Here is a 19,905-nt window from a genome sequence, read left to right as displayed (position 1 = left end):
CCAGCTGAGTTTCGATGGCATATCATTGGTCGAGGAAGCTATATCGCTCGATGAACGCTTTGACCGACTGCGCGATATCTGCACATCTCCGAACGGACGCGTATTCATTGCCACCAACCATTGGCAAGGCAGCAACCCCAACCTACACAATCACAAGATCGTTGAGCTCAAAGCAAAGGAGCCAGAACCTGTCGAGTGGGTCGAACCCGGTTTAACGATCTACCAGCAAGGCGAGCGTTTACACCTTGAGCTGAGCCACGAAACCGATAGCATTGTGGAGTGGCGCATGGTGGGCGTGAACGGCCGGGTTATTTTTAGCAGCGGCCAAATCATAGACTCTCCCCCAGCACACGCTTCAACCGGAATCTACACCCTGCAAGTGATCGTGGGGCGACCTTCTGAGGTGTTCGAATATACGGTTACGGACCGAATTTTCTGGTACAATCAGCCCTGACGGAAAGCCCTTAGGTGATCCCGGAAAGAGCTCAATTCATAAACTGCAAATTGATTCCTGTAAACACTTGAAATAGTGGCTGCGCCCCATTGTGCAGAGCGGAATACTGAGGTTCAATAAAGAGGTTGAAAACCGTATCGTCTACGCGAACCACACGACCTACACCCAAGCCGATGGGTGTTGAATAGGCGTTGTTCTCGAGGTCAAAGCCCCATATGGGTGCACCGCGAAGATACGTGCCACCACCAAATAAAAGCATTGATATCACTCAACCCACTGGTCGAACTCACCACATCGCCAGCTGCCGGACTACCAACGGTCGGCAAGGGCGTCGATACCCTCAGCAATAAACGTCCGTCCGCAAACGGCTTAGCTAATCGCAACCAAGCAGTATTCAAATATGCATCAGACGACGTATTCGTCAGCTTTGGCACGTAGTAATCCTGAATATTAAAGGCCGTCATGTTCGCGAGTGGATTATTCGCTAGAGCAGCCGCATTGTCGTGACCTGCTCCATCGGTGTCTTGAGACCAACCGTACGAGCAAATCAACGTCAGCGCAATGCCCATCCATTGTTTGATTTTCATTCCAGAAGATTTAGCAAATGGAAGTTAACGATTCTGACGCTTTGCCCGATTCCTACTTCACGAAGCGATATAAATTCCCACGCACATCGTGCACATACCCGCCCCCGAACAGTACTACATGCACCAATAGAGGGTACAGGTTACACAACGGAATACGCTCGCGCCAACCTTTCTCAAGTGGATATGACTCGATATAATAACGATACAACTCGGGCGAAAACCCACCAAACAAAAAAGTCATGGCCAAGTCCATTTCGCGGTGTCCGTAGTGCGTTGCCGGATCAATAAGGACCGGGGCACCCGCCTCATCCCACAGATAGTTACCGCCCCAAAGATCTCCGTGGATCAAGGCCGGTGGTTCATCGGGAAAAAGACGGTCCATTTTGTGAAACAATCGCTCGAAAAGAGGCATATCATCTCGCGTGAGTTCACCCATATCGCGCGCCTGGCGCACAAGCGGTTCTAATCGCTCCTGCACGAAAAAGCTCGGCCAATCGCGGTGGTCGCGATTACTCTGAGGCAGCGAACCCATGTAATTATCGGCCAGCCCACCGAAAGCGTCATTGCTTTGTCGGTGCAAAGTGGCGAGCTGTGTCCCAAAGGTTTTCCATGATTCTGGGCCTTCTCGGCCCGATGCGACCCATTCGAGCAATAAAAAGCTCTGGTCCTTGGCGGTTCCGCGGTACAGCACCTCCGGAGTTCGGGGTCCGCCCGCAACCCGAAGCGCCTCCAGCCCCTCGGCCTCGCGGTCGAACATTCCGGGGCGTGCCGATACCGAGTTGTGCTTTAGAAAAAAGGAACCGCGATCCGTATCGAGCCGATAGGCTCTGTTGATAGACCCGCCCGAGACCGCACTCGCGCTCAAAAAACGAAGCTCGGGGTCGAAATGGCGCAACATGTTTTGCAGAAGTGCGTTCATGGGTCAGAAAAGATAGCCAATTCCGAAGACCCCTCCCATGATGTTGACATCGTTGTTCCAGATCCAGCGGCTGCCCGGATCGAGTCAGGGGTAATAGTGGGTGAATCCGACATCCCAACGAATCACGAAATAGTCGAGATCGAGCCGTAAACCGAAGCCGCCCGTGACCACCATTTTGTCGAGGAAGGTGTCGAATTCGAAGGCACCGCCGGGACGCAGGGGATCGGGTTCGCGGAGGTATATGTTTCCGTAATCGGACCAAAGCGCGCCTTTGAGTTTGTAAACGATCGGGAAACGGTACTCGATGTTTCCCTCGATAACGATGTCCCCACTTTGGGTAATGTTATTGACCGAATTGAGGTTATCTTCTACGGGTAAGTAGGTTCCCGGGCCGATGATACGCGGGGCAAAAGGTCGCAAGCTGTTCATTCCGCCCGCGTAGTACTGCTTTATGTAGGGCATGTAGTTGCTGTTTCCGACGGCGAATCGAACAGTGCCGTGGTTTCGATTAGGTTGTTGTAGTTGATGCTCACCCAATTCACTCGGTGCGATACGTACTTTGAGCTCTTCCACGTGATACCGAAGTCGGTTCGCCAGTTCAACACCCGGAAATAATCGGCCCGATCGTTAAAATCGACAGCGGCATTGATAGACCCTTTAGGCAGTCCGCCGATCTCCCGTTTGCCGATGCCGAAGGGCGTGCCGATCACCGGATAGTCGTATTCCGCATTGAGGCTGAAGCCGTACGAATTGGAGGAGAATTCGCTCAGTGCGCCGATCGGGAAATCGAGAAAGGCATCGACCCCATAAGTGATGTTTTGTGCCCCTCCAAAGAGGTTCTTTTGCTTGAGGCGAAGACCTACGGACGGACCAAAAAAGCTGTTGCTTTTAGAGGTGACCGTTCCTTCCGCACCCAGTTCGAATCGATTGGCCTCGCGAAGGTTAAGAGTCGCCCGCGCCTTTGTGCTGTCGGTCGGATCGGGCGTATAATTCACGTTGATGGATCGAAACACCCCTAATGACGATAAGTTGGTTATGGTGCTGCTCTTTTGAGCATACTTGTACTTTTTGCCGGGGTCAATCCGTACGCAACGCTCAATGAGTCGGGGGCTGAATTGGTTGGTGTCGGCCCGCATGGACCAATCTTCGAAGACCACGGTTTGGAAAGTCTTATTCGTGTCAATGGCGACATCGAACCGCTGTATCGAGGTCGGCTGAAGTTTGTGGCGCTGCACATCCGGCCGCAGGCCGAAACGCAGATCAACCGTTCGCACACCGCCCGAAGTATCGGCCAGCACCTCCAGATCGCCCATGGTTAGGTAGTGGTAGCCGTTGTTTTGCAGGCGTTCGAGCAATCGTCGTTTGTCGTCGATGATCGCATAGAGATTGAAATCGTCTCCCGAATGCAGCACGGATTGCGAAAGATGTTCCATAAAAAGCCGTTCCAAATCGGATTGATCCGCCGGGAGCTTTATGTCGATTCGGTCGAGCGTATAGGCCGGAGGGGAGTTTAAGGTGGTACCCTTCGATGGGGAATTCAACCAAATACCGGTTGTAGTATTCTTTTTCTTCAAAGGAGATGCAGTTCAAGGGTACCTGATTCGAGAGCACCAAGTTCCAGTCAATATTCAATAGGATCTGTTCGATCTCATCGGCCGAAAATCCGATCGCGTACAACCCTCCTACCATGCTTCCCATGGAAGTTCCGGCAATGAAATCGGGCCGTAGGCCCGCCTCCTCCATAGCCTTCAGCACGCCAATATGGGCTGCCCCCTTAGCCCCACCACCCGATAGAACGACTCCGAACTTTGGGCGGTCTTGAGCATACAACGGTAGAGACAACAGGAGCAATACGGGGAATAATAATCTCTTCACGGTTTGACAATTAGGTATGGAAAGTTAGGAATTAAGAAAATTTTAACGCCTTGGTATGTGGCGATTTCTTGACTACAAGCGTTGTGCTTAAGAAATTTGAACCCATTCTCTCCGGCTTCGTTACCTTGAGGCCACAAAAAGTGAAACAAATGGACATACCATCAGCTTCTGAATTTGACATTCGGGCACTGAACGAAGAAATAGAGTGCGAAAGCGCCTTTGTCGACTTGATCAACAACGAGGTTAACAAGGTTATCGTCGGTCAAAAATACATGGTCGAACGGTTGATGATCGGATTATTAGGCTCAGGACACATTCTACTAGAAGGGGTTCCGGGCTTGGCCAAGACCTTGGCGATCAATTCGCTTGCCAATGCCGTAGACGGAAAATTCAGCCGAATTCAGTTCACCCCGGACTTACTGCCTGCCGATGTGATCGGAACCATGATCTACAACATGGCCAAGAACGAATTCAATATCAAAAAGGGGCCGGTCTTCGCCAATTTCGTGTTGGCCGATGAGATCAACCGGGCACCGGCCAAGGTTCAGAGCGCCTTGCTCGAGGCCATGCAAGAACGCCAGGTGACGATTGGAGAGGAGACCTTCAATTTGGAAGAACCTTTCTTGGTGCTCGCGACGCAAAACCCGGTGGAGCAAGAAGGGACCTACCCGCTTCCCGAGGCGCAGATGGACCGCTTTATGCTAAAGACCGTGATCGACTATCCCAAGAAAGAAGATGAACGCTTGATCATGCGTCAGAATCTGGCCGCGAAGCGCGCCGAAATAAAACCCGTCGTGCACACGAAAGACATTTTGAAAGGGCGGGAGATGATCCACAAAGTGTACATGGACGAAAAGATCGAGCAGTACATTCTCGATATCATTTTTGCCACTCGGAATCCAGAGGTGTACAAGCTTTCGAATTTGAAGCCGCTGATCAATTACGGCGCTTCGCCACGCGGGTCCATCAACCTGGCCAAAGCAGCGAAAGTACATGCCTTCATCAAGCGTCGAGGTTATGTGATACCGGAAGACGTACGGGCCGTTTGTATGGATGTACTTCGCCACCGGATCGGTATAACCTATGAAGCCGAAGCCGAGAATGTGACCTCCGAAGATATCGTTCGCGATATCTTGAATGCCGTTGAGGTACCGTAAGATCTCGAACCAAACGAAATAGAAACCGCTGCCTCATGGATACTTCCGAAGTACTCAAAAAGGTACGTCGCATAGAGATCAAGACGAAGCGCTTGAGCGACCACCTGTTTTCGGGCGAGTACCACAGCTCGTTCAAGGGGCGCGGTATGGCTTTTAGCGAAGTACGGCCGTATCAGTTCGGCGATGATGTTCGGGCCATCGATTGGAACGTCACGGCTCGATTCAAAGAACCATTCATCAAGGTATTCGAAGAAGAACGGGAGCTAACTTTGATGCTGGCCGTAGACATCAGCGCATCTGAATCATTTGGGTCGGGCGAACAAACCAAGCGACAGATCTTGACCGAGATCAGCGCAGTTTTGGCGTTTAGCGCTTTGGGGAATAACGACAAAATCGGTCTACTACTTTTCTCGGATCAGGTAGAACTTTTTATTCCGCCGGCGAAAGGCCGAAAACACGTGCTACGGATCATTCGAGAGCTCATTGAGTTTGACCCTAAGGGGCGGGGGACGGATATTAGCGGAGCGCTGAGCTATTTGAGCAATATGATGAAGCGCAAGGCGATTGTATTCGTCTTGAGCGACTTCCTCGATAGCGGATATACGGATGCGCTTAAGATCGCGGCGAAACGGCACGACCTCACCGGAATTCGTATTTACGACGAGCGCGAAAAGGATCTTCCGAACGTTGGGCTGCTGCCCATGAAAGACCCTGAATCAGGAATCGAAAAATGGATCAACACGGGTAGCAAAAGCGTTCGAAGAAGGCAAAAAGCCTGGTTCCTGGAGCGAGAAGCGGAATTCTTAAGTGGCTTCCCTCGAGCGGGTGCCGGAGCGATCAACTGTAGAGTCGATGAGAGCTACGTGAAAAAGATGTTGGGCTATTTCAAACGCCGAACTGCATGAACAAGGTAAAATCCATTTTGTCGCTATTGCTGATGCTGTCGCTGTTTGTTGCGCGTGCGCAACAAACCGAATGGTATATGCAGGCCGATACCAACAAGATCCTAATTGGTGAACAGATACAGGTGAAGCTGCGCGCGACCGTTGGCAACGCAGAGCTTGTTCAATGGCCAATGGTCGGTGATACGCTAAGCGATGCAGAGGTCATCGATCGATCGGAGATCGACACTACCTTTCTCGACAGCGAAATGCTGCTCGAGCAACGGCTGACCGTTACGGTGTGGGATTCCGGATACTACGTCATTCAACCTCTTCCGCTCCTCGTCAACGGCGATTCGATCTTTAGCGACCCCCTTTTTCTGACGGTGAACACCATCGACCAATTACAAGAGGCTCCCTATGATATCAAGGCTCCCGAGGACGCGCCAAAGACGCTGGGCGAATGGCTCCAACAGCTTGGCCTGTGGATCGCATTGGCAGGCGCGCTTATTGGTCTGTTTGCCTGGTGGCGGAGCCGAAGAAAGAAAGAAGGTGGAGAAACCAAAGTTGAGGTCCGAGTCGACCCATACGAGCAGGCCGTTTCGGACCTGGGTCGCTTGCGGGAAAACAAGCTTTGGCAAAAGGGAGAGGTCAAAGAATACTACGATGCCCTCACCGATATTGCCCGACGGTACCTCGAACAAGAATGTGGAATTCCAGCTCTTGAAAGCACTACCGAAGAAACCCGAACGCTCTTGATAGATCAACCCATAAAGCCTGAAGTCCGGGAAGATTTCATAGGCCTTATGCGCGAAGCGGATATGGTGAAGTTCGCCAAGGAGCGATTTGGCGATGAAGATTGTGAGTGCGCTTTTAGGCGAGCGAGAAATTTCATCGATGCCGTACACGAGTCCGCCCTGTTCGAACGAAAAGCCCTTGAATCATGAGCCAGTGGGAATTCGTGCATCCGGAATGGTTTTGGGCCTTGCTCCTCATACCTCTGATCATCATTTGGGAGTGGCGCCAATTCTTACGTGGCAGCGCCGCACTCATGCACACGGGTATTCAAGCCCACAGCAGCAGTGATGTGCTGGGCATCTTGCGGCGGGTGATTCCGATCCTGCGCATTGCGGCGTTCGCCCTCATTACGGTTGCACTGGCACGTCCTCGAACTTCGGAAACGGGAAAAAAAACCAGTTCAACGGAAGGAATTGACATTGTGCTGGCCCTGGATGTGTCGAGCTCCATGGACGCCATGGACTTCAAGCCCAACCGCCTCGAAGCGTCGAAAGAAGTAGCCGCGCAATTCGTTGCCGACCGGCCGAGCGACCGTTTCGCCGTGGTCGTATATGCAGGTGAAAGCTTTACTCAATCACCGCTGACCACTGACCACCGCATCGTGCGCAACAGCTTGGCCGATGTGCAATTTGGCCGTATCGACGATGGAACGGCCATCGGAATGGGCTTGGCCACTGCCGTGAACCGACTCAAAGAAAGTGTGGCCGAAAGTAAAGTGATCATCTTGATGTCGGACGGCGTCAACAACTCGGGGTTTATTGACCCGTTGACGGCTGCCGAGATTGCACAAGAATATGGCGTTCGAGTCTATACTATAGGAGTGGGCTCTATGGGCATGGCCCCTAAACCTACCACTGATGTCTTTGGCCGTAAGCGCGTGGTACAAGTCGAAGTAGAGATCGACGAAGAACGTATGAAGGAGATCGCGGATCTGACAGGGGGAAAATACTTCCGGGCCACCGACAATGAGAAGTTATCGGCCATCTACGAAGAGATCGACCAATTGGAGAAAACCCAGCTCGAAGAACTGACCTATTACGAGTACGAAGAGAAGTACGCCGTATTGGTGCTGATCGCCGCGGCGTTAGTGCTGATCGACTTCCTTCTCAGAAAGACCATATTTAAAAGCGCATTCTAAATGGAGTTGTACCGTTGGGAACATCCTGAATACCTCTATGCACTGGCACTTTTACCGGTGTTGTGGCTGGCACATGCGCTATGGGCTCAATGGAGAAAACGGGCCCGTGCGCGCTTTGGCTCTGCCCTAGCTGCGGACCGCCTAGCACCCGATGCCACAAAAAGCAGGCACGTATTTAAAACCTTGTGGACCTCCCTTGGCCTGGCCTGCCTCATAGTAGCGCTGGCCAACCCACAAGTAGGATCCAAACTCGAAACAGTGAAGCGCAAAGGAGTGGACGTAGTATTCGCCCTTGACGTATCGAAATCTATGCTCGCCGAAGACGTGGCTCCCAATCGGCTCGAAAAGGCCAAACAGATTATCGGAAAAACCCTCGATGCCCTGGGAAGCGACCGTATCGGGTTGGTCGTTTACGCAGGTTCCGCCTACCCTCAGCTACCCATCACCACGGACTATTCAGCTGCTCGCATGCTCCTGCGCACCGTGAATACCGACATCGTGCCGAGCCAGGGAACCGCCATCTCCGATGCCATTCAATTGGGCGATGAGTACTTTAGCTCGGGAGAGACCACCAAGAACAAAGTGCTGTTCATCATTAGCGATGGCGAGGATCATGAAGAAGGAGCCCAAGACGCCGCCAAGGCCGTGATCGATAAGGGCATCTTGGTTTATACCATCGGGGTCGGAACCCTGCAAGGCGGACCCATTCCCGAAAAGGTCAATGGCCGCACGGTCGATTTCAAAAAGGACCGCAACGGCAAAGTCGTGGTCACCAAACTCAATCGCGATCAACTCGTTGCGATCGCCTCGGCCGGAAACGGACGCTATATCGATGGAGACCGAACCGAAGAGGTGGTCGAATTCATCGAAGATACGCTGGACAGCATGCAGCGCGAAGAGATCGAAAGCAAGGTCTTTTCGGAATACAAAGATCAATTCCCCCTCTTCTTGGGCCTCGCCCTATTCTTCTTTCTGCTCGACGCATCCCTGAGCGAACGCAAAAGTTGGTGGAATCGCCTTAAATTGTTCCAGTCATGAAGTACGCACTGCTTATCGTTTGGATCGCCTTGGCCTCCAGTGCCAGCGGCCAGAATCCCAATGCCCTGATCCGCTCGGGTAACGAGGCCTATATAAAGGGCTCATTCGACGATGCCGAGGTAGCTTATTCTGAGGCCCTACGGGCCGATGGAGCCCTTGCGAAGGCTCGCTTTAACCTCGGGGACGCGTTGTTCCGTCAGGAACGGCTCGATGATGCCCTCGCGGAATTTCAAACCGCAGCAGAAATTTCAGACGACCCGGACCTCAGGGCAAAGAGCTACCACAATATCGGAAACATACATGCTGCGACTCAACAGTGGGACCAAGCCGTAGAGGCCTACAAGCAATCGCTCCGCGCAAATCCGACCGACGGGGAAACACGGCATAACCTCGCTTATGCTCAACAACAGCTGAAGCAACAGCAGCAGCAAGAAAAAGACAAGGACAAGAACGAGCAAAACGAGAATAAGGATCAGCAAAACGACGAGCAGCAGGAGGATCAGCAACAGCAACAAGAACAGCAGGATCAGCAGGAACAACAGCAGCAACAGCAACAAGATCAAGAACAGGAGCAGAAAGATCAACAACAGCAACAACAACAACATGGCGAAGATGAGCAAAAACAACAGCCTCAGGAGGGCGAACAGCAACCCATAGAAGGCCAAATCAGTCGCGAAGAAGCTTTGCGATTGCTCGAAGCGCTGCAGCAACAGGAGCAACAGGTGCAGGAAAAGCTCAAGAAGGAAAAGGTGAAAGCCAAGAAAACGAAAAAGGAGAAAGACTGGTGATGAAAAGGATCGCGATCGTCATATTGACCCTGATCTCGGTTTCGACCCCGGCACAGACCACCTTTAAAGCCTACGTGAACGAAAGCGTGGTCGGAGAAACCGAGCGGTTTCGCATCACCTTTGAGGCGAATGACCGTTGGTCCGACTTTCATCCCCCCGATTTTGGACCTTTTCGAGTGGTTGGTGGGCCGTCGCAACAGCAGTCGACCAACATCGTCAACGGCAGCATGAGCACTACCTTCAGCTACAGTTATATACTGCAGCCCACCCAAACCGGAACATTCACGATCGGGCCTGCCCGGGCGCGATTAGAAGGTGAGGCTCGAAAGACAAATGCCGTGGAGATCAAGGTTGTCCCACAAGCTGAAAAGCCGCGCGACTCCAACGATCCTTATGCCATTGCCGAGCGTAGCAATATACTTCGCGTATTCGTGAGTAAACGCGACGTCTATGTGGGTGAACCCATTACCGTGACCTACAAGCTGTACTATGCCGGCCAGATTCGAAACTACACTGGGCAAACGCCAAATCTCAATGGGTTCTTCAAGGAAGAGATCGAGCTAAAGAACCAACGCGAGGAGCGCGAGAATTATAACGGCAAGCTGTTCAATGTAGCGACCCTAAAGAAATATGTATTGATACCCCAGAAAACGGGCGAATTAGAGATCGATGCATTCGTATTGGATCTCGAGACCGCGGTACCGACCCGGCAGCGCGATTTTTTCGGGAGGCCGGTCTACCAAAACGTGAGTTATACGGCCAAGAGTCCGGTCGTAAAGGTCGACGTAGCCGCCCTTCCGGCCGCAGGCCGCCCTAGTAATTTTAGCGGTGCCGTGGGTGAATACAGTTTCGAGGTCAGCTTGATCGACACTTCTGTAACGGCCGACGAATCGGCCACGCTTACGGTAGACGTGAGCGGGATCGGAAACCTGAAGTTGTTCGAACTGCCCGAGCCTGAGATCCCCAGTTCGATAGAGGCGTACGACCCCAAATATTCGGAGCGCATTTCGCCGAACTCACGTGGTTTGCAGGGGTCCAGAAAGAACGAATACCTCTTGATCCCGAGGTTCAACGGGGCGTACAAGATTCCCGAAATGACCTTTTCGTACTTCGATACGCGCAATAGTGAGTACGTACAGCTCGAGAGCCCGCAGTTCACTTTGAAGGTGACCGGCGGGTCGGAAGACCCCAGCGGCGTTTCTTCGGTTGGTGGTGTTGGCCAGCGCGGTCGCGAAGGGGTCGATTATCTGAATGAGGACATCCTTTTCATTAAAACGGAATTGGGTCGTACGGTGGATCCATCGGGTGGATTCCGAACCGGTGTGATGCGTTGGCTAGCCTATGTGATCGGGCTTTTAGCGTTTGCGGGAGCCATGATTTGGCGCAGACGAAAGGCCGATGAAGCAGCCGATGTGGCAGGACAAAAACGCCGTAAGGCGCGCAAACTAGCCACCAAGCGACTCGCCGAAGCGAAGAAAAAGCTCGATGCCGGTGCGCATCGCGAATTCTACGAGGAGATCGCTCGCGCCCTCGAAGGCTATGTTCGCGACAAATTGCAAATGGATTTGGCCGGACTCGGGCTCGATCGCGTGCTCGACGAACTCGGAAACCACGGCGCTTCCGGCGAGCAGCAGGCGCGCGTGAAAGAGCTATGGGACACCGCATCGTTCGCACGCTATGCGCCATCGGGCGGAGCAGCATCAGAGGAACGCCACTACCGCGAAACGCTGGAACTGATCACCGAACTAGAAGACGTGCTGAAATGAAAAAGTGCATCAACATATTGACGGCGATTTTATTGACGTTGACGTCCATCGCCGGCCCAGTCGAACAGGCATTTGAACGCGGCAATGAACTTTATCAGCAGGGGTTGTACTCCGAGGCAATCGATTCTTATGAGTCGGGCCTCGCGGCCCGAAGGGTATCTCCCACCCTCTATTACAATTTGGGAAACGCCTATTATCAAAACGGTCAGCTGGCCCGGGCCATCCTCAGTTACGAGCGAGCACTGAAGTTGGGCGGAAACGATGAGGAGGCGCTTCATAACCTCGCCATTGCCGAGCGCCAACGCGTAGATGAAATTGAACCCTTGCCTCGGCCATTACTCACCCGTTTTTACCGCTCAGTGGCCTCGGCGTTCACCCCTAATGGCTGGGCCCTGCTTGGGCTCCTGGCTTTTTTGATCTCTCTCGGGGGAGCGATGTCTATAGTGCTCGTGAGGGGTTCATCGGGCCGCAGGCCCATTGTCGTTATCGTTGCGTTGGTCTTTCTAGGAATCTCTATACTGGCGAATGTGATCGCGGAAAGTGAGGCGAGTTTTCGGAAGAATAACGCGAGCGGAATCATACTCGTGGCGAATACGTACGTGAAGTCAGGGCCCGATGCCGACGCCGAGGACCTTTTCGTTCTCCATGAAGGCACAAAAGTGATGGTGCGCGAAAGCTACAGCGGCTGGGTGCGGGTGCGCCTGGTCGATGGAAAGATCGGGTGGATCCCCGAGGAGGACGTGGAGAAGATCTAATGAAAAAGCCGGACCATTGGCCCGGCTTCAACTATTTTTGTGGTAATGCCTTACTGACGTGCGAATTGCACGTTAAAGAGCATTCTAATTTCGTCTCCGACTACTACTCCACCCGCTTCGGTTACTTGGCTCCGGTTCAATCCGAAATCTTTGCGGTTGATCTTGCCGGTTACTTCGAAGCCTACCTTGGTTTGACCGTAACCATCGACCATGGTACCACCGTACTCTGCGGCAAGGCTAACTTCTTTGGTCGTGTCCTTAATGGTCAAAGGGCCGTTGAGCGTGTAGCTGTCCTCACCTGATTTGGCTAAGCGACCTTCAAAGATCATTTTCGGATAGTTTTCAACGTCGAAGAAATCAGCCGAGCGCAAGTGATTGTCGCGATCTTTTTGATTGGTATCGACGCTGTTAACGTCTACCTCGAAGTGTACCCGTGCTCCATCGAATTGATCTCCATCTGAGTCGATGGATCCGTTGAACTCATTAAACGTTCCGGTCACCGTGCTGATCACCAGGTGCTTTACTTTGAACTGCACCTCACTGTGCATAGCGTCGATGGTCCATTTGGTATTCGTCGTAGTTGCTGTAGCTTCCATTTACGTATGTTTTAATGTTGATACGGCAAATTTCCGAAATAGATGTACCTACGTCTATTGAACTGGATTAAGAAATGCGGAATGTTAATCGAGAAAAAGATCAGCGGTGCACGCGGCTCGAGTGGTGAAGCATACTGCTTTCGGCTCGAGAAGTTTTGGTAAGTGGTCCGTAGTGTTGGGAGAGGCCTGCCTGTTCGACCATAAATGATGCACTTCACGAAACGACTCCCGGTAAGAGTACGGCCCCCACGATAAGGGTCAGCAATCCTCGCAAGCGGCCTGATTTCGGTGCCATGTGTCGTCTGTCTTTAGGCTAACTGATCCCTGCTGAAGAAGGAATGGAACCCCTGACGGATCGGCGCAAATTGCGGTTCTTCCATCGCGAAACTTCTCTGTCGGCTCCAAGTACACCGTACCTCCGGCCGACTTCACTTTTTCGACAGCGACAGCTATGTTGTCGACACTAATATAAGAAACCCAAAAAGAACGTGTTTCCAACATAGGGTTTTTTATCGCCCCACCAATGCGTTCTCCGCGATTCTTTAAAAGGTAATAAGGATTCAATTTCTTTGATTGGGCTTCGAGCTCATAGCCCAAGCCACTGTAAAAACGCGAAACTGCCGCTGGATCTTCGGCCCACAGCTCCGTCCATACGAACTCTCCGATTCCCTCCTGAGGCTCAGGATCACCGTGATCTGCACGCAGCATTCCAAACATGGCTTCTTGAGGGTCGCGAACGATCGCCGCCTTACCGCGTCCTTTCATATCGAATACATCGCCCGGAGTTGAGCCGCCCATGATGCGCAGGCGATCGGCAGAAGCCGAAACGTTCTCAACCGATACAAAGGGAATCCATTCACCGCCCGACGAAGGGTCTTTATTTCCAATGGACCAGATACCGGCAATTGGTCTTTCGTTATTGCGAACTAGGTAGTAGCTATTTTCCCCGTCGAAGATCGGGTCGATCTTCCAACCAAAAACTTCTTGATAAAAGGGGATTATTCGTTCGGTCTCGTGTACAATGAACTCTCTCCGGACGATCGATCCTTGATGATACACTTCTTGATCCTCTGCCTCTAAAGCAGGAAATGTCAATGGCCGAGCACAGCTCGCAAAAAAAACAATCCAACCACAAGTCCACCGAATATACGGAGCAGTTGTTTCATGACCGTGACTTGTTCTAAGCCAAACTAACTAATTTCTAGTCATTTGGCGTCAAATATCTTACCAAAACGTTCTTTTAACGCGAGCGAATGGCAATTCGTTCAATATTTCCCGAGACGAGTTTTTTGATCTGGCCTTCACTTAGAGCGGTAGACAAACGCGAAAGTAGGAGTTCAAGGATATCTGCAAAGCGCGTAGGACCCAATTCTTCATGGCCGTAATACCGCATTCCCCGGTTCGGAAAAAGAGCATTCTCGAAATCGAGGTCCATACGGTTCTTCACCTTGTGCCGACGATCTTGGGAGATGGTGCTAAACAACTGATTAACTGAATTTTCAGGGCCTTGCAAGAACTGAATGAACACTCCTTTTTTGTAGCTGATAAAGCCTGTAATTCCCCTTTCTTTATTCCTCTTTTTCGACGATACGGACAGTTCCATTAACTCATCTTCATCGAAAGGAATACTCTCCGTGCTCAAGTAAATCAGTGACTTCATTGTTTAGGTGTTTTCCCCTTGGGCTTCGTTCCAACTTTTGTGGTCTTCTAAATTCTCCACTCCCCAGTCTTCCAGTTCCTCTTTTGTCCAAAGATTGGGAAAGAAGATCCGTTTTTGGAATTTTGGGTGCATATACCGCTGCCACTCGGATCCGCCCGTTGCCTCCGAATCGCCCAAGTACTGCGATGCCGCCGTGTAGTGACTCATTACCCACTTCACGTTTACCGTATGGTCGTAATGACGCAAGGCGTCGATTAGGGTTTCATCGTTTCGCTTTTCGGCCGGCAACCGGAGATAAATGAGCTGCAGATTCGATTTGTTGTATTCCTTCATGAAGGTAATGAACTCCTCCATATACTTTCGTTCGAAATTGGCCAAAAGGGTGGTCTTATCCCCCGTTTCGTAGTTCTTTCCGGCCGCTTGCCAATACAAGTGCTCGTAAGCGTGCTCAAAAGGTGTGTTTCGGTCGATGGTATCTCGGAAACGAGCATCGATCAAATTGATCAGGTCCGTACTCGCGAACTCGATCTTTCTGTACTGTGCACTCTGGAATCCACTCGCCGGCGTTAGCGTATCGCGGAATTTCATGTACTGCTCGCGCTCCATTCCCTTACCCATGATCGCAAAACTCTCAGTGAGCATATCGAAATACCGGCTAATACGATCAACGTGCATCGCGAACTTTTCGGCAGATACATCGGTCGCTTTAGCGACCTGCTCGATCTCCCAAAGGATCATCTTGAATAAGAGCTCATTGATCTGGTGATACATTATAAACACCATTTCATCGGGGTGTTGCGTGCGCTGTATTTGAAGTCCCAACAAGGCATCGACTTGAATATAATCCCAATAGGTCATGGGCTTGGCGTGAAGCAATCCGCTCAAATGAACGTCCGGATTTTGCCCAATAGCCCTGTATTTCTCGTCGATTGCCTTAAGTAATTCTTCTCTGTTCATGCATGGTCGGTTAGGTTATCGCAAGTTAGTTTTTCCCGCACACTTCGCATCCCATCGCGCATTTTGTATTTTCCCCGCGAACAAACGAAAACTATGCCTCAACAAGACCAAAAAATGATCTTCGGCCACCCGGCCGGACTCTACGTTTTATTCTTTACCGAACTCTGGGAGCGCTTCTCGTACTACGGAATGCGCGCTATCCTAGTCCTCTACCTCACTGCCAAAACCACGGCTTCCAACGCCGGACTCGGCTGGGAAAACGCCTCCGCACTCGAGCTATACGGTTGGTATACGATGATGGTTTATGTGATGTCGGTCCCTGGCGGAATCGTCGCGGATCGACTCCTCGGACAAAAGAAGACGGTAATGTTGGGTGGAGTTCTGCTCTGCATTGGTCACCTCGTGCTAGCTATCGACGCCCTATGGGCCTTCTACACTGGATTGGTTTTCATTGTACTCGGTGTAGGTGCACTAAAACCCAACATCAGTACCATGGTCGGTGGACTTTACAGGCCGGGGGACGCACGGCGCGATTCGGGCTTCACGATCTTCTATATCGGTATCAATATCGGTGCGTTCGCCGCACCACTCCTCGTAGGTTATATCGGCGAAGTCATCAACTGGCATTACGGATTCGGTTTGGCCGGAATTGGAATGGCCATTGGACAGGTCGTGTACGTATTCGGCCAAAAACACCTTAAGGGAATTGGCGAGTTTCATAGTCCCTCTCGGGACGAAGGCCAACCGCGGTCAAAACCACTTACTTCCATTGAAAAGGACCGTCTCAAGGTATTGCTGCTGTCCTTCATGGTCGTTATCGTTTTTTGGGGAGCTTATGAACAAGCGGGTGGACTCATGAATCTGTACGCCAAGGAAAAAATCGATCGGGTCATGTTCGGCTTTACCGTTCCGGCCAGCTTCCTCTAGGCACTTCACGCATTCTACGTGATCCTCATCGGTGCCCCGATGGCCTACTTTTGGGTTCAATGGCGAAAATGGGGGCGCGAATCGAGCAGTCTGTTCAAAATGGGAATGGGAACCATTATAACTGGACTCGGATTCTTGCTGTTGGCAGGTGCCGCTCAACAAACTTTTAACTCGGCAGACGGAAAGGCATCGATCTATTGGATGTTCGGAGCATACCTGCTACACGTTATCGGTGAGTTGAGCATTTCGCCCATCGCCCTGTCCTACATCACCAAGCTTGCTCCGGCTAAATACGCCAGCTTCATGATGGGGGCCTATTTCTTCGTGAGCGGAATTGGAAACAAAGTGGCCGGATTGGTCGGTGAGGCCGCACAAGAAGCCGGTGAAATGGCCATATTTTTAGGAGTATTCAGCTTCTGCGTACTCTTTGGGTTGGTCCTCGTACTGTTCGTGAAAAAGCTCAAAGGATTAGCCCACGGAGCCGAGGACATTACGCCCGATTCACCACTGACGGATCCGGAATAATTCTTCAGAATTCTTAAGTAATATGGCTGATAGCTTACGGCCCATGGCCTATGCCCTATGGCTCACGGCCTATTGCCTACAGCCTAAGCCCTCTCCTCTTCTCCGGTTTTATCCTCTTTAAAGGAGTGCTCATCAACCTGCTTGAGCGAGATCGCGCTTGGAACAATCATACCAATACCGTGCTCCTTCATGACCCGGTGTATCTCAGTATAAACTCTATTCTTCGTGAATAGGATCTCGCGCTCCACCCAAAAGTGAATGTAGAACTTGGCTTTGTTGTCTTCTATTCCATCGTAGAACACGGCCGGCTCAGGAAGATCAGCGCTTTGAATGATGTTCTTCATAGCGTCCTCGATCAAATACACCACCTTCGACGGCTCGATTCCCGCTACCGGCAATACGAATTCGAACCGCAAACGCCGTTGCTTATTCGCCAAGGTCCAGTTGATCACTTTCTGCGAAACGATGTCACTATTCGGAACGATCAGCTCTGAAGCGTCGTATAGCCGCAGTGTCGTGGCTCTAATTCCAATGCGGATCACTTCGCCCTCATCGGTTTGGATACGCACTATGTCGCCTTCCGTGATCGGTCTTTCAAATACCAGAATGAGTCCGCTCAAGAAATTATTGATTATCGACTGAAGCCCGAAACCAATACCCACACCAAGGGCCCCGGCCAGCAGATCCAAATTGGCGAAGTTGAAACCGAGCTTGCTGAGGGCCAAGAACACCCCGAAGGTGACCAAGGTGTAGCTCGTTATGGAGCTTATGGCCATGGGCACCCCGCGTTCCATATCGAGCCGCATCAGCACTTCTTCGCGCAAGAAGAGAACGGCCGGGCCTACGGTCAACCAAGTAATGATCAATACGCGGAAAAAGTTGAGTCCATCAGATAGCGTGACTTTGTAATCGCCGATCTCCATTCCTATGGAAATAAAGTCGCGCCACCACACTCCCAAAGTGTCGAAAATGTAAAACCCGTTGAGCACGATTTGACCAAAGAGGAGAAACGATATAAGGAGCAAGATCCTGTAAAGCCCACGTATGGCCCGCTGACGAGCTTCCGGACTCCAGCGGTTTCCGTAATTCCGGATACCGGAAGTGAACCAAGTCTTGATCGCGACATTAAGCGACTGAAAAGTGAGCCCAATGAACACCGCTGCCATCAACGTTGTCACGGTTCCATCGACCAACATCAATGAGAAAATATGATAGCCCAAAACGTTGGCCACCAGCGCACCGCCTTGAAGGATCAGCAATAAAGGTGTCAGCGTAAGGAGCACATGAACCCACCAGGCGTTGACCCCGTCAAACTCGTGCCGGCGTCTGTAAATGCGTAGGAGCCCATAAATGAGCAGGGCATTGAGTACCAATAAGAAAATGCGCTCGGCGGTCGGACCCGTATTGATCACTCCTATCTCGAATATCAGGTACAACAATACCGAGGACGGCACGACCCATTTCTGCCCTTCGCGAATGTTCTGTAGAAAGACCAACAGAAAAACGGTCAGCATTAGGATCGACATTCCCAACGAAATAAGAGCGGGTGCATTCTGAAGGTAAAGTATGACGGCCAACAAGGCGTAGTACACCGCTGAAAGCCAGGGTCTTCTGAAGAGGCTCTGAGTTATGCGATCGGCATACACCTCATCATCCAAGGTCATGTTACTCTTCATCCGATTAAACACGAAAAGGAATACGATCATAAAGGGAATGAACCAAAGCGTCTTGTTCTTTTGCTGTTACAGGTAAAGTCTAGCATCGGATCGAGCCAGCCAGAGTAGTTTTTTGAATTCTATGGCAGGCGCATCGAGGGTATCATTTCCTCTCGAAAATATAGGTCTCGTACGTTCCGTTATCCGCGAGATCAGTTCGCGTGATTTGGCCTCCTCGATCCTCGATTTATTCGATTGAATGCGCAGTACCAGTTCCGTCGCCAACGATTCAACCTCCAAGGTTTCTTCAAAACTATCGTCGGCCACTTCAAAGACACTATTGATCCTGAAAATGGTCACCCCTATACGTTCCGCCAAATCCTTCTTCGATTCGCCGGATTCCACCAGAGCCAACAATTGAGACCATGAATCTCTGTAAAGCTTGAGATTCAATTCGACCTTTTCGAGCTGTTTGTTCCTAGCTGAAAGTTCCGTCACAAGAGGTGTCAACTTACCATCTAACTCGGTCCAACGAAGTTTCAGCCCTTCGAGCGTTCCTGAAAATTGATCGTTCAACAGCACGCGATCGGTCAACTCACTCAGCGAATCGATATTCAACCGCAGGGTGTCGAGACGAGCCCTCCGGTCGTCCATGAGCGAATCGAGCAGCTAGTTCTGTACGTCGGATCTGAAATACTCGATCAACTCTACGCGAGCCGTGCTGATCTCGGATAATTCAATAGTGGGAATCGCCTGTAGCGAATCGGAGTCGCCGATCTGGCAAAGGCCATTAAAGAAACAAAAGCGAATAAAATGAAGAGCGATCTTTTCAAGAGAAAGGGCTTGGTTGGTAGCCCTAAATTAAAACTTTCGCTCTTTTAGCGGAATGTAAAGCATCGGAAAAAGCTACATTCGAAGTACTTACAAACCCAACCCATGACTAATAGCCCATCGAAACGTCCACTCGACGTATACCTCCGCCTGGCCTTGGCGACCTTGATCATTTTTTGGTGCTTCATGATCGCGCGCCCATTCTTAGTGATGCTGATTTGGGCATCGATCATCGCTGTTTCGCTGTACCCGCTCTACAAGAGGCTAATCAAACTACTTCGCGGAAAGCGTATCCTTACCTCAGCCGTTATGATCGTGGCACTGATTGCCCTCTTCATAATTCCGAGCATTCAAATCGGTCATTCGTTGACCAAAACGGCCAAAGAGATCAAGCGCGAGCTCGATTCGGGTGTATTCCGCTTCGCCGAGCCCGACGAGGCCATTCAAGAACTCCCCGTCGTGGGAAATCGTCTGTACGACCTGTGGAACGAAGCCGCGTTCAACTTCGAAACTTTTTTGGAGCATTATCGCGAGCCACTGGCCAACTTTGGCACCTGGCTCCTCAAAAGCATCGTGAACGTTATGGGCGATCTCGTGA

20 protein-coding genes and 1 pseudogene are annotated in these 19,905 nt (G+C 51.3%); 11 read left to right on the top strand and 10 right to left on the bottom strand.

Features of this window, described 5'->3' with window-relative positions; all coding sequences use genetic code 11:
* Positions 1-454, top strand: a 454-nt coding sequence (locus tag J4F31_08500) for a hypothetical protein (protein ID MCE2496601.1), incomplete at its 5' end; no start/stop codon positions are given.
* Between the two features lie 203 nt (positions 455-657).
* Here the strand turns inward: J4F31_08500 and J4F31_08495 are convergent.
* The 4 genes from J4F31_08495 to J4F31_08480 all read right to left on the bottom strand — a co-directional run bounded on the left by J4F31_08495 (position 658) and on the right by J4F31_08480 (position 3,835).
* On the bottom strand, positions 658-1,041 hold the full coding sequence (locus tag J4F31_08495; GenBank protein MCE2496600.1) for a hypothetical protein: 384 nt from the start codon (positions 1,039-1,041) through the stop codon (positions 658-660).
* Between the two features lie 52 nt (positions 1,042-1,093).
* A complete protein-coding gene (locus tag J4F31_08490; protein MCE2496599.1) occupies positions 1,094-1,960 on the bottom strand; it encodes a fructosamine kinase family protein in 867 nt (288 codons plus the stop codon).
* 84 nt (positions 1,961-2,044) lie between these two features.
* A complete protein-coding gene (locus tag J4F31_08485; protein ID MCE2496598.1) occupies positions 2,045-2,497 on the bottom strand; it encodes a BamA/TamA family outer membrane protein in 453 nt (150 codons plus the stop codon).
* A 723-nt stretch (positions 2,498-3,220) separates the two neighbouring features.
* Complete coding sequence (locus J4F31_08480; protein ID MCE2496597.1) at positions 3,221-3,835, bottom strand: patatin-like phospholipase family protein; 615 nt, start codon at positions 3,833-3,835, stop codon at positions 3,221-3,223.
* A 149-nt stretch (positions 3,836-3,984) separates the two neighbouring features.
* On the opposite strand from J4F31_08480, the gene J4F31_08475 reads away from it, so the two are divergent.
* The 8 genes from J4F31_08475 to J4F31_08440 are packed head-to-tail and all read left to right on the top strand — an operon-like array spanning position 3,985 to position 12,156.
* Complete coding sequence (locus J4F31_08475; protein MCE2496596.1) at positions 3,985-4,992, top strand: AAA family ATPase; 1,008 nt, start codon at positions 3,985-3,987, stop codon at positions 4,990-4,992.
* A gap of 35 nt (positions 4,993-5,027) precedes the next feature.
* Entirely contained in the window at positions 5,028-5,897 is an 870-nt protein-coding gene (locus J4F31_08470) for a DUF58 domain-containing protein (GenBank protein MCE2496595.1), read from the top strand.
* On the top strand, positions 5,894-6,820 hold the full coding sequence (locus J4F31_08465; protein MCE2496594.1) for a hypothetical protein: 927 nt from the start codon (positions 5,894-5,896) through the stop codon (positions 6,818-6,820). The genes J4F31_08470 and J4F31_08465 overlap by 4 nt, the downstream gene beginning before the upstream one ends.
* Positions 6,817-7,809, top strand: coding sequence for a VWA domain-containing protein (locus J4F31_08460; GenBank protein MCE2496593.1), 993 nt, complete (start codon positions 6,817-6,819; stop codon positions 7,807-7,809). The genes J4F31_08465 and J4F31_08460 overlap by 4 nt, the downstream gene beginning before the upstream one ends.
* 6 nt (positions 7,810-7,815) lie before the next feature.
* Positions 7,816-8,847, top strand: coding sequence for a VWA domain-containing protein (locus tag J4F31_08455; protein ID MCE2496592.1), 1,032 nt, complete (start codon positions 7,816-7,818; stop codon positions 8,845-8,847).
* Complete coding sequence (locus J4F31_08450; GenBank protein ID MCE2496591.1) at positions 8,844-9,635, top strand: tetratricopeptide repeat protein; 792 nt, start codon at positions 8,844-8,846, stop codon at positions 9,633-9,635. Before J4F31_08455 ends, J4F31_08450 begins: the two co-directional genes overlap by 4 nt.
* Complete coding sequence (locus tag J4F31_08445) at positions 9,635-11,401, top strand: protein BatD (GenBank protein MCE2496590.1); 1,767 nt, start codon at positions 9,635-9,637, stop codon at positions 11,399-11,401. The genes J4F31_08450 and J4F31_08445 overlap by 1 nt, the downstream gene beginning before the upstream one ends.
* Positions 11,398-12,156: a tetratricopeptide repeat protein gene (locus J4F31_08440; protein MCE2496589.1), complete on the top strand. Its 759-nt coding sequence runs from the start codon at positions 11,398-11,400 to the stop codon at positions 12,154-12,156. The genes J4F31_08445 and J4F31_08440 overlap by 4 nt, the downstream gene beginning before the upstream one ends.
* Before the next feature lie 50 nt (positions 12,157-12,206).
* On the opposite strand, the gene J4F31_08435 is transcribed toward J4F31_08440, so the two are convergent.
* The 4 genes from J4F31_08435 to J4F31_08420 form a co-directional block, all read right to left on the bottom strand.
* Positions 12,207-12,752 carry a YceI family protein gene (locus tag J4F31_08435; protein ID MCE2496588.1) on the bottom strand — a complete coding sequence of 182 codons (546 nt, stop codon included), beginning with the start codon at positions 12,750-12,752 and terminating at the stop codon, positions 12,207-12,209.
* A gap of 258 nt (positions 12,753-13,010) precedes the next feature.
* Positions 13,011-13,847, bottom strand: a complete 837-nt coding sequence (locus tag J4F31_08430) for a VOC family protein (protein ID MCE2496587.1) — start codon at positions 13,845-13,847, stop codon at positions 13,011-13,013.
* A gap of 145 nt (positions 13,848-13,992) precedes the next feature.
* Positions 13,993-14,412, bottom strand: a complete 420-nt coding sequence (locus J4F31_08425; GenBank protein ID MCE2496586.1) for a BLUF domain-containing protein — start codon at positions 14,410-14,412, stop codon at positions 13,993-13,995.
* A 3-nt stretch (positions 14,413-14,415) separates the two neighbouring features.
* On the bottom strand, positions 14,416-15,369 hold the full coding sequence (locus tag J4F31_08420; GenBank protein ID MCE2496585.1) for a tryptophan 2,3-dioxygenase: 954 nt from the start codon (positions 15,367-15,369) through the stop codon (positions 14,416-14,418).
* Positions 15,370-15,462: 93 nt separating this feature from the next.
* Between J4F31_08420 and J4F31_08415 the strand changes: the two are divergent.
* Positions 15,463-16,821: pseudogene (locus J4F31_08415) on the top strand (peptide MFS transporter).
* Between the two features lie 83 nt (positions 16,822-16,904).
* Here J4F31_08415 and J4F31_08410 read toward each other — a convergent pair.
* Together J4F31_08410 and J4F31_08405 are read right to left on the bottom strand one after the other, a co-directional pair.
* Positions 16,905-18,527, bottom strand: coding sequence for a mechanosensitive ion channel (locus J4F31_08410; GenBank protein MCE2496584.1), 1,623 nt, complete (start codon positions 18,525-18,527; stop codon positions 16,905-16,907).
* Positions 18,528-18,563: 36 nt separating this feature from the next.
* On the bottom strand, positions 18,564-19,130 hold the full coding sequence (locus J4F31_08405) for a hypothetical protein (protein MCE2496583.1): 567 nt from the start codon (positions 19,128-19,130) through the stop codon (positions 18,564-18,566).
* Between the two features lie 282 nt (positions 19,131-19,412).
* On the opposite strand from J4F31_08405, the gene J4F31_08400 reads away from it, so the two are divergent.
* Positions 19,413-19,905 (top strand): AI-2E family transporter (locus J4F31_08400; protein MCE2496582.1); only part of this gene is annotated, 493 nt, incomplete at its 3' end.

It is taken from the genome of Flavobacteriales bacterium, assembly GCA_021296215.1.
GTDB lineage: Bacteria > Bacteroidota > Bacteroidia > Flavobacteriales > ECT2AJA-044 > ECT2AJA-044.
This window is presented reverse-complemented; position numbering and strand designations above follow the sequence as displayed.